General features: G+C 71.6%; 9 protein-coding genes and 1 tRNA gene. 7 read left to right on the top strand and 3 right to left on the bottom strand.

All coding sequences use genetic code 11. From position 1 onward, the window contains the following. The first annotated feature begins 30 nt into the window (after positions 1 to 30). The 3 genes from ElP_RS28040 (at position 31) to ElP_RS28030 (ending at position 2,642) form a co-directional block, all read left to right on the top strand. On the top strand, positions 31 to 537 hold the full coding sequence (locus ElP_RS28040) for a hypothetical protein (protein ID WP_145275858.1): 507 nt from the start codon (positions 31 to 33) through the stop codon (positions 535 to 537). Positions 538 to 711: 174 nt separating this feature from the next. Next, positions 712 to 1,920 carry an acyltransferase family protein gene (locus ElP_RS28035; RefSeq protein WP_231749290.1) on the top strand — a complete coding sequence of 403 codons (1,209 nt, stop codon included), beginning with the start codon at positions 712 to 714 and terminating at the stop codon, positions 1,918 to 1,920. Beyond that, positions 1,869 to 2,642 (top strand): Uma2 family endonuclease, encoded by a 774-nt coding sequence (locus ElP_RS28030; RefSeq protein ID WP_390834869.1) that lies wholly within the window; start codon positions 1,869 to 1,871, stop codon positions 2,640 to 2,642. Before ElP_RS28035 ends, ElP_RS28030 begins: the two co-directional genes overlap by 52 nt. A 13-nt stretch (positions 2,643 to 2,655) precedes the next feature. On the opposite strand, the gene ElP_RS28025 is transcribed toward ElP_RS28030, so the two are convergent. The 3 genes from ElP_RS28025 to ElP_RS28015 all read right to left on the bottom strand — a co-directional run bounded on the left by ElP_RS28025 (position 2,656) and on the right by ElP_RS28015 (position 7,623). Next, on the bottom strand, positions 2,656 to 3,717 hold the full coding sequence (locus ElP_RS28025; RefSeq protein ID WP_145275856.1) for a peptidyl-alpha-hydroxyglycine alpha-amidating lyase family protein: 1,062 nt from the start codon (positions 3,715 to 3,717) through the stop codon (positions 2,656 to 2,658). Positions 3,718 to 3,786: 69 nt separating this feature from the next. Further along, complete coding sequence (locus tag ElP_RS28020) at positions 3,787 to 5,250, bottom strand: DUF1501 domain-containing protein (protein ID WP_145275855.1); 1,464 nt, start codon at positions 5,248 to 5,250, stop codon at positions 3,787 to 3,789. 21 nt (positions 5,251 to 5,271) lie between these two features. Beyond that, positions 5,272 to 7,623: a DUF1553 domain-containing protein gene (locus ElP_RS28015; RefSeq protein ID WP_145275854.1), complete on the bottom strand. Its 2,352-nt coding sequence runs from the start codon at positions 7,621 to 7,623 to the stop codon at positions 5,272 to 5,274. 320 nt (positions 7,624 to 7,943) lie between these two features. Here ElP_RS28015 and ElP_RS28010 point away from each other — a divergent pair, with 320 nt between their 5' ends. The 4 genes from ElP_RS28010 to ElP_RS27995 all read left to right on the top strand — a co-directional run bounded on the left by ElP_RS28010 (position 7,944) and on the right by ElP_RS27995 (position 11,943). After that, on the top strand, positions 7,944 to 9,695 hold the full coding sequence (locus tag ElP_RS28010; protein ID WP_145275853.1) for a SpoIIE family protein phosphatase: 1,752 nt from the start codon (positions 7,944 to 7,946) through the stop codon (positions 9,693 to 9,695). Between the two features lie 127 nt (positions 9,696 to 9,822). Further along, complete coding sequence (tadA, locus tag ElP_RS28005) at positions 9,823 to 10,302, top strand: tRNA adenosine(34) deaminase TadA (protein WP_145279038.1); 480 nt, start codon at positions 9,823 to 9,825, stop codon at positions 10,300 to 10,302. Further along, positions 10,281 to 10,369: transfer RNA gene (locus tag ElP_RS28000), tRNA-Ser, on the top strand. The genes tadA and ElP_RS28000 overlap by 22 nt, the downstream gene beginning before the upstream one ends. Before the next feature lie 435 nt (positions 10,370 to 10,804). Next, a protein-coding gene (locus ElP_RS27995; protein ID WP_145267429.1) for an IS630 family transposase occupies positions 10,805 to 11,943 on the top strand; the annotation gives its coding sequence in 2 pieces (ribosomal slippage) (positions 10,805 to 11,243 and positions 11,243 to 11,943; 1,140 coding nt in all). Positions 11,944 to 12,029 lie beyond the last annotated feature (86 nt).

Genomic DNA, 12,029 nt, shown 5'->3' with positions numbered 1-12,029 from the left:
ATCGCTCGCAACCCACGGGAGACGAAGACGATGACTGCGCGGTTCCGACGGATGGCGGCGGCCGGGCTGGTGGCGACGCTCGGCCTGCTGGGCGGCTGCGCGAGCGACGAGGACGCCCCTGTCGAGGGGGCGGGCATCGCCCCCGCCGAGGGCGGCTCGATGGGCGAACAGTTCGAAGGTGCGATGGAGTCGGCCCAGGAGAAGGCCGGGGACATGATGGAGTCGGCCGGGGAGGCCGTCGAGAAGGCCCGGGAGACGACCGGGGAGGCCATCGAGAAGGCCGGCGAGAACATCGAGGCCTCGGCCAAGGACGTGGGAGCGGCCGCCAAGACGGCGGCCGAGAAGACCGGCGAGGCGGCCGAGAAGGTCGGCCTGGAGGGAACCGGCGCGTCGATCAAGAAGGCGGCCGACGACGTCGCCAAGACCGCCGAAGGGGCGACCGAGAAGACCGGCGAGGCCGTCAAGGGGGCCGGGGAGGCCATCAAGGGCGAGCCCGAGGCCGAGGGGCCCGCGGCCGTCGAGGAGCCCGAGGCCTGACGGACGCCCCGAGCCCGACCGGGCCCGACGGCGGTCGGCCCCCGGTCGGGCTCGGGGATTGTCCGGGGCGGGCCTCGCGGCGAAGATCGAGGGCCGGGCCCTGCCCCTGTCCCCGACGGCGGCTCGTCGGGGGGCTCGGGGTCCGAGGCACCCCCGCCAGGATCGACCCCCGAGATGACGACCGACCCCGCCCGGACGGCGACCCCCGCCCCCTCGCCCGGCCGCCTGGCGTCGATCGACGCCTACCGAGGCCTCGTCATGTTCCTGATGATGGCCGAGGTGCTGCACCTCGCCGGGGTGGCCGCGGCGCATCCCGGCAACCGGGCCTGGGAGGCGCTGGGGCATCACCAGTCGCACGTCGAGTGGATCGGCTGCTCGCTGCACGACCTGATCCAACCGAGCTTCTCGTTCCTGGTCGGCGTCTCGCTGCCGTTCTCGCTGGCGAGCCGGGCGTCCCGGGGGCAGTCCCGGGGGCGGCTGGTCCTGCACGCCTGCTGGCGGGCGTTCGTCCTGATCGCGCTGGGGATCTTCCTGAGGTCCGTCGGCGATCCGAGGACCGACTACACCTTCGAGGACACGCTCACCCAGATCGGCCTGGGGTACCCGATCCTCTTCCTGCTGGGCCTGAGGCCGCAGCGGGACCGTTGGATCGCGGTGGCGGTGCTGCTGGTGGGGATCTGGGCGGCGTTCGCGATTTACCCGGCGCCCGGGACGGACTTCGACTGGGCGGCGGTGGGGGTCGCCCCCGACTGGCCGCACCTGATGGGCGGATTCCAGGCCCACTGGAACAAGAACAGCAACCTCGCCTGGGCCTTCGACCGCTGGTTCCTGAACCTGTTCCCCCGGGACGAGCCGTTCGGATACAACCGGGGCGGCTACGCCACGCTCAGCTTCGTGCCGACCCTGGCGACGATGGTGCTGGGCCTGATCGCCGGCCAGGTGCTGATCGGGAACCGATCTCCCCGGGGCAAGGTGGCCTGGCTGATCGGGGCGGGGGCGGCGTCGATGGGGCTGGGCTGGGCCCTCGGGGAACTGGGGATCTGCCCGGTGGTCAAGCGGATCTGGACCCCGAGCTGGACGCTGTTCAGCGGCGGCTGGTGCTTCCTGTTCCTGGGGGCGGCCTACGGGGTGATCGACGGCTTCGGCTGGAAGAAGTGGGTCTTCCCCCTGGTGGTGGTCGGCATGAACTCGATCGCCGCCTACCTGATGAGCTGGCTGTTCGAGGGGTTCATCGGCGACGCCCTGACCCGGCACCTCGGCGCCGAGACGTTCCGGGCCCTCGGCGAGCCGTATGAGCCGCTCCTGCACGGCGCGGCGGTGCTGCTGGTGATGTGGGGACTTCTCTTCTGGATGTACCGGCGGCGGTTCTTCCTGAAGATCTGACTCGGGATTGTGCGGTTCGGTCGCCGAACGTGAGGCGGGCCTCACTGCGAGGGCCCGCATCCGTGGCGCCCGATCGGTGGCCCACCCAGCCCGTTCCATCCCGCAGGTTCTCGGTCTGTCTGCCCGAGCTTGGAGGAGGATCGCCCGTGGGTGAATCGGCCGGTCGCGAGCGACGGTACTCGCCGGAAGATGTCCTTCGGATGTCCGGGGGCAAGCACTTCGAGTTGATCGAGGGCCGCCTCGTCGAGCCGAACGGCGGCGCGCTCGCGGGCTGGGTGTTGGCGAATGTCCTCCATCGGCTCGTCGAGTCTTCGAGGGACGATGCCCACGGATGGGTCTTCTCGGCCTCGCTCCAGTATCGGTGTTTCCCGGACCGGCCGGACATGATCCGGAAGGTCGACGCGTCCTTCGTCCGTCGCGAGCGGACCAGTCGGGAACTCCTGGATTCGTTGATCGCGCCGGTCGCGCCGGATCTGGCCGTGGAACTCGTCGCACCGGGCGATGAGGCCGAGTTCATGGAAGCCAAGATCCGGGACTTCCTCCGGGCCGGTGTGCCGCTGTTCTGGCTGATCTTCCCGGTCGCCCGGACGGCCCGGGTGCATCGGCTCGATGGGTCGATCGCGGGGCTGGCCGAGGAGGACGACCTCGACGGCGAGGACGTCCTGCCCGGCTTCCGCTGCCGGCTCGGCGACGTGCTGCCGCCGAGGCCGGAGGGGACGTGACCGATGACTCCGGTCACTCCTCGGGGCTGGCGGCGAAGGGGCCGGCGACCTCGCCGGAGGTGAAGGGGACGAACTTCTGGGCGCGCTGGCCGATGATGTCGCCGACGTAGAGGTTGCCGTCGGCGTCGGCGGCGATGCAGTGGACCCAGTTGCAGTCGCCGGGGTGCTCGTGGCCGTCCTCCCCCTTGGGGACGGACCATTGCTGGAGCACGCGGCCGTCGGTGTCGAACTTCATGAAGATCTGGTCCTTCGGCGGGCAGCCGAGGGTGACGTCGTCGAGCCTCCAGTGCATGGGGGAGGAGCCGCAGGCCCAGATCTCGTCGTCGGCGGTGACGGCGAGGCCCCAGGGGACGATGACGTTGGCCCAGGTGTCGAGCAGGGTGCCATCCTGGTCGAAGATCTGGACCCGGACGTTGTTGCGGTCGGCGACGTAGAGGCGCCCTTCGGAGTCGAGCGCGATGGCGTGGGCGATGCTGAACTGGCCGGGCTCGACGCCGAGTTCTCCCCAGGCCTTGACGTAGTGGCCGTCCTTGTCGAAGTGAACGACCCGCCCGTTGCCGTAGCCGTCGGAGACGAAGTGGTCGCCGGCCTCGGTGACGACGATGTCGGTGGGCATGTTGAAGTGGGACTCGTCGCAGCCCTTCTCGTCCGGGGTGCCCAGGGTCTGGAGCCGCTCGCCGGACTCGGGGTCGTACTTCTTGAGGGTGTGGTCGCCGACGTCGGCCACCCAGAGGTTGCCCTCGGGGTCGAACTTCAGGTGGTGGACCATCGAGCACTCCCCGGCGGCGAAGGCCCGGACGAACTCGCCCTCCGGGGTGAAGACGCGGATCGGCGGGTCGGCCCGGACGGCCACGTAGACGTTGCCGTCCGGCCCGACGGCGATGCCGGGGACGTGGGCGGCGGGCATGCCGTCGGGGGTCTGCGGCCAGTCGGGGTCGACCTGGAACCAGGGGGTGAGGCTGACCCGGGGGTAGACGGCCGCCGGGCCGGTGGAGGTCGGCGGCTTCTGGGCGATTGCCGTGGGGATGGCGACGAGCGGCAGCAGGAGGAGCAGGGGGGAGAGGCGTCGGGTCATGGGGTCGGCTCCGTCGTCCGACCGGGGGGATCGGAGGACGGGCCGCCCGTCGGTCGATCGCCCGGTCGGTCAGGCCAGGATGTCGGTCAGGACCCGGGCATCTTCCACGCCGGTGAGCTTCATGTCGAGGCCCTGGAAGGGGTGGGTGAAGCGGTCGTGGTCGATGCCGAGTTGGTGGAGCATCGTCGCGTGCAGATCCCGGACATGTGTGCGATCCTCGACGGCGTGGTACCCCAGCTCGTCGGTGGCGCCGTAGGTGGTGCCGCCCCGGATGCCGCCCCCGGCCAGCCACATGGAGAAGCCCTTGATGTGGTGGTCCCGGCCGGGCTGGGCCCCCTTGCCCTGGAACATGGGGGTGCGGCCGAACTCACCTCCCCAGAGGACCAGGGTGTCGTCGAGCATCCCCCGGCGCTTCAGGTCGAGCACGAGGGCGGCGCTGGGGCCGTCGCAGAGCTTGCAGCAGGTGTCCATGTAGGGGACGAGGTCGCCGTGGTGGTCCCAGCCGCGGTGGTAGAGCTGGATGAAGCGGACGCCACGCTCGGCCAGGCGCCGGGCCATCAGGCAATTGGCGGCGAAGGAGCCGTCGGCCCCGGCGGTGCCGTAGAGGCGGAGTACGTCCTCGGGCTCGTCGGAGAAGTCGGTCAGCTCGGGGACCGAGAGCTGCATCCGGGAGGCGAGCTCGTACTGGGCGATCCTCGTCTCCAGCTCGGGGTCGGCGAGGCGGTCGTTGGCCAGGGCGTTCAGCTCGTTGACGGCGTCGATGACGCGGAGCTGCCCGGCCCGGTCGACCCCCGGCGGGTTCTCGATGTAGTGGACCGGGTCGCCGACGGAGTTGAACAGGACGCCCTGGGTCTTGCCCGGGAGGAAGCCGCTGCCCCACTGCCGGGAGGCGATGGGCTGGGGGTTGCGGCCCCCCTCGCTGGTGAGGACGACGAAGCCGGGCAGGTCGTCGGCCTCCGAGCCGAGGCCGTAGGTGACCCAGGAGCCCATGCTCGGCCGCCCGGAGATGGACGTGCCGGTGTTCATCACCGTGTGGGCCGGGTCGTGGTTGATCTGGTCGGTGTGCATCGATCGGATGATGCAGATGTCGTCGGCGATCCCGGCGATGTTCGGCAGGCAGTCGGCGATCTCCTGGCCCGATTCGCCGTGGCGATTGAATCCGAACCGGGGGCCGAGGCAGCGCAGCTCCTGCCCCTGGAGCTGGGCGATCGGCTGGCCCTCGGTGAAGCTCGGGGGCATGGGCTCGCCGTCGAGCCGGGCCAGCTCGGGCTTGGGGTCGAAGGTCTCCAGGTGGCTCGGGCCGCCGGACATGTAGAGGAAGATGACCCGCTTCGCCTTCGGGACGAAGTGGGGGAACTGCGAGAGGCCGCCGAGGCGGTCGGCGCCGCCGAGGGCTCGGGCGCGATCGGGGCCGAGGGCCCGGGCCGGGCCGCCGAGCAGCGACGAGAGGGCGATCGAGCCGAGGCCCATCGAGGTCCGGCCGAGGAAGGAGCGCCGGGTGGTCCGCAGTCGGGATCGGTCGATCGGGGGCATGGGGGCGGGTCCTCCGGGCGATCAGAGGCGGGTGATCGTCTCGTGCAGGTTCAGGATCGCCCGGCAGGCGGCGGTCCAGGCGGCAAGCTCGGCGCGTTCGAGGTGGTCCGGCACCGGTGCGAGGCCGGTCGAGAGCAGGGCCTCGGCCGAGGCGGGATCGTCGTCGAAGTCGAGCCGGGAGGCGTCGAGGAGGCGATGGAGGGCGTCGACCTCCCGATCGGTGGGGGACCGGGAGAGGGCGGCCCGCCAGGCCCATCGGAGGCGGTCGTCGTCCGAGTCGCCACCCTCGTCCAGTGCCCGGGCGGCGAGGGCCCGGGCGGCCTCGACGAAGGTGGGGTCGTTGAGCAGGGTGAGGGCGCCGAGGGGGGTGTTGCTGGTGGGCCGGCCGGCGGTACATTCCTCCCGGGAGGGGGCGTCGAAGGCCCGGAGCATGGGGTGGAGGAACTGGCGCTGCCAGTGCATGTAGAGGCCCCGGCGGTACTGGTCCCGGTCGGTGTCGGCCTCGTAGGTCCGCTTCGGGAAGTTCAGGAAGGCGTAGTAGCCCTCCGGCTGGTAGGGCTTCGCGGCGGGGCCGCCCAGGCGCTCGACGAGCAGGCCGGAGGCGTCGAGGGCGAGGTCCCGGATTAGCTCTGCGGGCAGCCGGAAACGTCCCTGCCGGGCGAACCACTCGTTGCCGGGGTCGGCCCGGAGCAGGTCGGGCGTGGGGGTGGATGACTGGCGATAGGCCCGGGAGGTGACGATCAGCCGGACGACGTGCTTCACGTCCCAGCCGCGATCGACGAACTCGACGGCCAGCCAGTCGAGCAGCTCGGGGTGCGAGGGGGACCGGCCCTGGAGGCCGGTGTCGTCGAGCGACCGGGAGATTCCCCGGCCGAAGAACCGGGCCCAGAGGCGGTTGACGAAGACCCGGGAGGTCATCGGGTGGTCGGGCCGGGTGAGCCACTCGGCGAGGTCGAGCCGGGTGGCGCGACGGTCCTCGACGCCCAGGTCGGGCAGGAAGTCGGGGACGGCGGGCTGGACCACGGGGCCGGAGTCGTCCATCCAGTCTCCTCGGGGGAGGAGGCGGGTTGTGCGGGGCTCGGCGGAGACGCTGACCATCGTGCGTCGGGCCCGGGCCTTGATGGCCTCCCGTCGGGCTTCGAGGTCGGCTGCGTCCTCGCCGCCCGCCTCCAACGCCGCAATGGAGGCCTCGACCTCGGCGAGTTCGAGGCGGTCGACGGCGTCGAGCACGTCGATCTCGGGCGCCCGGACGGTGGGGGAGCGGTCGGGGCCGGGGTAGGCCCCCTGCTGTTCGAGGTCGGCGAAGAAGGCGGCGAGCGAGTAGAAGTCGCGCTGGGAGTAGGGGTCATATTTGTGGTCGTGGCACTCGGCGCAACCCATCGTGGCGCCGAGCCAGACGGCGGAGACGTTGCGGACGCGGTCGGCGGCGTACTTGGCGAGGTACTCCTCGTCCTGCGCCCCCCCCTCGTGGGTGGTCTGGAGCAGTCGGTTGTAGCCGGAGGCGACGCGCCGGTCGACCGTCGGTTCGGGGAGCAGGTCGCCGGCGAGCTGCTCGGCGGTGAAGCGGTCGAACGGCATATTTGCATTGAAGGCGTCGACGACGTAATCGCGGTAGGGCGTGATGTGGTGGACCTGGTCGCCGTGGTAGCCGACGGTGTCGGCGTAGCGGACCAGGTCGAGCCAGGAGATCGCCATCCGCTCGCCGAACCGGGGGGAGGCGAGCAGGCGGTCGACCAGGAGGTCGACGGCGTCGGGGCGGGGGTCGCCGAGGAAGGCGTCGACCTCCCCGGGGGAGGGGGGCAGGCCGGTCAGGTCGAGGGAGAGGCGGCGGATGAGGGTGGCGCGGTCGGCCTCGGGGGAGGGGGAGAGCCCTCGGGCCTCGATCCCGGCCAGGAGGAAGCGGTCGATCGGGTTGAGGGGCCAGGAGGCGTCTTCAACCTTGGGCACATCGGGCCGGGAGGGGGGGACGAAGCTCCAGTGGGGGCGGAACTCGGCCCCCTGCTCGATCCAGCGGCGGAGGAGGTCGACCTGCTCGGGGGTCAGCTCCTTGCCCGAGTCGGGCGGGGGCATGAGGTCGATTTCGTCGTCGGTAGTGATCCGGTAGATCAGTTCGCTGGCGTCGGGGTCGCCGGGCTCGACGACCCGATAGCCGCCGCGATCGGCCAGGGCGGATTCGGCGAGGTCGAGGCGGAGGTCCGCCTGGCGCTCGGCCTCGTCCGGCCCGTGGCAGAAGACGCAGTTGTTCGAGAGGATCGGCCGGATGTCCCGGTCGAACGAGACGGCGGGGCTGTCCGGGGATTGACCGAGGCCGGAGCCCGCCGGGGCGAGGATCAGGGCGATTGCCGCCGGGATGAGCGGGTGGAGCCGGGGCATCGGCCGCTCCTGGGGGTCGGGGGTGGGGGGCGGGATCGGCCTCCCGCGCCGGTCGGGATCGTCGCAAGGTTGAACATCCATTGTACGGGGGGCCCGGGAGCCGCTCAAGGAGACCGCCGGGCCTGAGGGGAGGGAGGGGGCGGGCCGCCGGGTTTTTGGTGGCGGATCGGGCCCGACGCAGGGGAGAATGCCCCTGGTCGCGTCGGGACGAGGGTGCTCCCATTGCGACGCGAAGCCGAGGTCGGGACGATCCGCCCTCGGCGATCGATACGAGCCGCGCCGATCGGCCGTCGAGGGCCAATCCGGGGAGGGTGTCCGCCATGTCGGGAGGGCAGCAGGCCGCCCCGTCGCTCCGAGTCCAGCGCACCGGGGTGCCGGAGCGGGTCGTCGAGTTGAAGCACGACCGACTACTGATCGGCCGGTCGACCGAGTGCGACCTCGTCCTGGAGGAGTCGACCGTCTCCAGCCGGCACGCCCGGCTGACCCGGGCGGCCGACGGGTCCTTCCTGTTGGAGGACCTGGACAGCCGTAACAACACCTTCCTCGACGGCCGCCCGATCAAGGGGATGGGGGCCCTCCGGCTGGCCGACGGCCAGGCGTTCCGCATCTGCGACTACTGGCTGGTGTTCAACGGCACCCGGATCCGGGTCGAGGACGAGGACCGGACCTCCTCGTCGATCCGGGCGAGCGTCGCCCTGGGCTCCTCGCGGGACACCCCCGAGCCGACCCGGCCGGGGGAGGCGCTGCGGGCCATCCTGGAGATCAGCCGGGCCGTCGGCTCGACTCTGGAGCTGGACGAGGTGCTGGACAAGCTGCTGGAGGCCCTGTTCCTGGTCTTCCCCCAGGCCGATCGGGGCTTCGTCCACCTCACCGACGGCGCGCCGGTCGGCCGGGACCTGGTCCCCCGTCGGCACCGGTCCCGGACGAGGACCGCCCTCCCCTACACGATCAGCCGGGCCGTGGTGGAGGAGGTGCTCGACCAGGCCAGGGCCATCTGCTGCCAGGACCTGCCGTCGGACGAGAAATTCGCCGGCAGCGAGAGCCTGGCCCTCTCCGGCATCCGGACGATGGTCTGCGCCCCGATCCTCGACCGCGACCGGCGGCCGATCGGCATGCTGCAGCTCGACGCCCGGGACCGCTCCCGCCCCTTCGGCGCCGCCGACCTGGAGCTGCTGCTGGCGATGCTCGGGCCGATCGGCGTGGCCGTCGAGAACGCGAGGCTGCACGGGGAGATCCTCCGGCGCCGCCAGCGCGACCGGGACGCCCAGTATGCCCGGGAGGTCCAGCGTGCCCTGGTCCCCGAGCACCCACCCCGTCCCCCCGGCTACGACTTCTGGCATTACTACGAGTCGGCCTTTGAGGTCGGAGGCGACTACTTCGGCTACCTCCCCCCCGCCCCCGACCCGGCCGGGGAGCCGGGCCGGTGCTGGGCGGTCTCCCTGGGGGACGTGGCCGGCAAGGGGATGCCCGCGGCGCTGCTGATGGCCAAGCTCTCGGCCGAGGTCCAGCTCGCCCTGGCCGCCGAGCCCGACCCCGGCCGGGTCCTCTCCCGGCTCAATCGCCGGATCGCCGAGGCCGCCCTGCCCGACAGCTTCATCACCTTCGTCCTGCTGGTGCTCGACGTGGCCGACCACCGGCTCCGGGTCTCCGGTGCCGGGCACCCGAGCCCCGTCATCCGCCGGGCCGACGGCCGGCTGGAGCCGATCTATGAGGTGCCCCAGGGGCCCCCGCTCGGCGTGGACCCCGAGGCCCGGTTCGACCCCGTCGAGGTCGAGCTCTCCCCCGGCGACCTCGTCGTGGCCTACACCGACGGGGCGACCGACGCGGTCGATCCCACCGACGCGATGTTCGGCACCCGGGCCCTGCTGGGGGAGATCGCCGGTGGGCCGGGGTCGGCCGACGCCCTGGGCCCCCACCTGATCGAGGCCATCACCCGATTCGCCTCCGGGGCCCCCCAGGCCGACGACATCACCCTGCTCTGCTTCGGCCGCCAGGGTCCCGGTGGCCCCCCCCCGGCCGCCCCCACCCCCCCCCGGGTCGCGAACACCTTGACGGGGACGGCCCCGGGATGAATGATAGGGGGACGACGATCGCCGAGGTCGCCGACCCGCGTCCCGAATCCCCGGAGCCCCGTCCCTCGTGGCCACGCCCCCGGGAGGATCGCCGCCCCGCGACCCCTCCCCGGCAGACCTGGCCGCCATGAGACGGGCCCTGGAACTGGCCCGGGAGGCGGAACGACTCGGCGAGGTTCCCGTCGGGGCCGTCATCGTACGGGGCGACCGGATCGTCTCCGAAGCCTTCAACCTTCGGGAGACCCTGGCCGACCCCACCGCCCATGCCGAACTGCTGGCCATCGCCATGGCCGGCCGGTCCCTCGGCTCCTGGCGGCTGGACGGATGCCGACTCTACGTCACACTGGAACCCTGCCCGATGTGCGCCGGGGCGATCGTCCAGGCCCGGATCCCGGAGGTCTTCTACGGGGCCGCCGATCCCAAGTCCGGGGCCTGCCACTCGCTCTTTCGCTTGCTGAATGATCGCCGCCTGAATCATCGGGCGGTCGTCCGCGGCGGCCTCCTCGCCGCCGAGAGCGGGGCCCTGCTAACCCGGTTCTTCCGGGCCCGGCGGCCTCAGCCCCGCGACGACCGCGACCGACCCCCGGAGGGGTGCCTGAGTGGTTGAAAGGGCCGGTCTCGAAAACCGGTGTACCGGGCAACCGGTACCGTGGGTTCGAATCCCACCTCCTCCGCTAGCAAGCCGTTGTGAGCACGAGCCTTGTGCCGAACGCCGCGTCCCGGACGCGGCGTTCGGCGTTTCCGGGCCGGCCCCGGGACCGGCCCGGATCACCCCTCGCTTGTCGCATCCCGTCGCATCCGGACGCATGTCGGCGGTTCGGTAGGCGTATGGGAAGGCATATGCGCCGCGGCCTGTCGCAACCCCTCAATCGGCGAGCAAATCGTATGTCGTCGCGGGCATTGACGGCATCACCAGACCATACCTGGTGGACGGCGCATGCAGGGATGGCCATCGGCCATGTACCTGGAAATTGGGGTGGGCGGCGGGAGAGGGAGCGGATTGGAAGCCTAAAACCAGGCGGGCGGCACTAGTGAAGCGTCACTCGCTGATTTTCGGGTAAAATGACCCCCCTTGTCCGGCCGCATCGTGGCTCGCCGGGGGGGTTGCCATGGCAAAGAAGTACGTCCTGAAGCTGACGGCCGAAGAGCGGGCCGAGCTGGCTCGCCTGGTCCGCAAGGGCAACATCGCCGGCTGGAAGGTGCAGCGGGCTCAGGCCCTGCTCAAGTGCGACCAGGGGCCCGACGGGCCGGCCTGGCCCGACGCGAAGATCGCCGAGGCGTTCGGCGTCACGACCCGCAGCCTGGAGTCGTGGCGCAAGCGGGCCGTCGAGCACGGGCCGATGGCGCTGCTGCAGCGCAGGCCGCGGACCCCGTCGGCGGTCCCCAAACTCGGCGGCGAGAACGAGGCGCGGTTGACGGCCCTGGCCTGCTCGCAGCCGCCCAGGGGCCTGGCCCGCTGGTCGCTCCGGCTGCTGGCCGAGCGCCTGGTGGAGTTGGAGGTCGTCGCGGCGGTCTCGCACGAGACCGTCCGCCGCTCTTTGAAAAAAGCGCGCTGAAGCCGTGGCTCAGGCGGATGTGGTGCATCCCGCCGGAGCAGGACGCGGCCTTCGTCTGCCAGATGGAGCAGGTCCTGGAGGCCTACCGGCGCCCGTATGATCCGAGGCGCCCCGTCGTCTGCATGGACGAACAGCCCAAGCAGCTGATCGCCGAGGCGCGGCGGCCATCGCCGGCGGCGCCCGGACGCCCGGCCCGGGTCGACTACGAGTATGTCCGCGAGGGGACCTGCACGGTGTGGATGTTCGTCGAGCCGCTGGCCGGCTGGCGCGACGTGCGCGTGACCGAGGCGAAGACGGCCGTGGACTGGGCCCACCGGGTGCAGCGGCTGGTGGACGACCCGCGCCACGCCGAGGCCGAGCGGATCACGCTGGTCTGCGACAACCTCGTGACCCATTCGCTGGCGTCGCTGTACAAGGCGTTCGAGCCGGCCGAGGCCTTGCGGTTGGCGCGGCGACTGGAGCTGGTGCACACGCCGAAGCACGGCAGCTGGCTGAACGTCGCCGAGATCGAGCTGTCGGTGTTGACGCGGCAGTGCCTGGACCGGCGCATCGCGGTGCAGGACGAGGTGGCCGGGGAGGCCGGCGCCTGGGGCGAGCGCCGGAACGCCAAACAGGTGGGCGTCGAGTGGCACTTCACCACCGAGGACGCCCGGATCAAGCTGAGGCACCTCTACCCGAAGATTAACGAGTGACGCTTCACTAGTGGGCCGTCAATCTTCATTTGACCGGTAGCGTAGGGTCCTGTCTTGATGAGGTTTGGCGAAGGCACGAACCTCAT

Origin of the sequence: Tautonia plasticadhaerens, from assembly GCF_007752535.1 — a bacterium.
Lineage (GTDB): Bacteria > Planctomycetota > Planctomycetia > Isosphaerales > Isosphaeraceae > Tautonia > Tautonia plasticadhaerens.
The sequence above is the reverse complement of the archived record's forward strand: the minus strand, read 5'-3'. Positions and strand labels throughout refer to the sequence as shown.

Bases quoted from the DNA above. Each gene is read 5' to 3' on its own strand.
- ElP_RS28020 (WP_145275855.1), bottom strand. From the start codon at position 5,250: ATGCCCCCGATCGACCGATCCCGACTGCGGACCACCCGGCGCTCCTTC.
- ElP_RS28040 (WP_145275858.1), top strand. From the start codon at position 31: ATGACTGCGCGGTTCCGACGGATGGCGGCGGCCGGGCTGGTGGCGACG.
- ElP_RS28010 (WP_145275853.1), top strand. From the start codon at position 7,944: ATGTCGGGAGGGCAGCAGGCCGCCCCGTCGCTCCGAGTCCAGCGCACC.
- tadA (WP_145279038.1), top strand. From the start codon at position 9,823: ATGAGACGGGCCCTGGAACTGGCCCGGGAGGCGGAACGACTCGGCGAG.
- ElP_RS28015 (WP_145275854.1), bottom strand. From the start codon at position 7,623: ATGCCCCGGCTCCACCCGCTCATCCCGGCGGCAATCGCCCTGATCCTC.
- ElP_RS28025 (WP_145275856.1), bottom strand. From the start codon at position 3,717: ATGACCCGACGCCTCTCCCCCCTGCTCCTCCTGCTGCCGCTCGTCGCC.
- ElP_RS28035 (WP_231749290.1), top strand. From the start codon at position 712: ATGACGACCGACCCCGCCCGGACGGCGACCCCCGCCCCCTCGCCCGGC.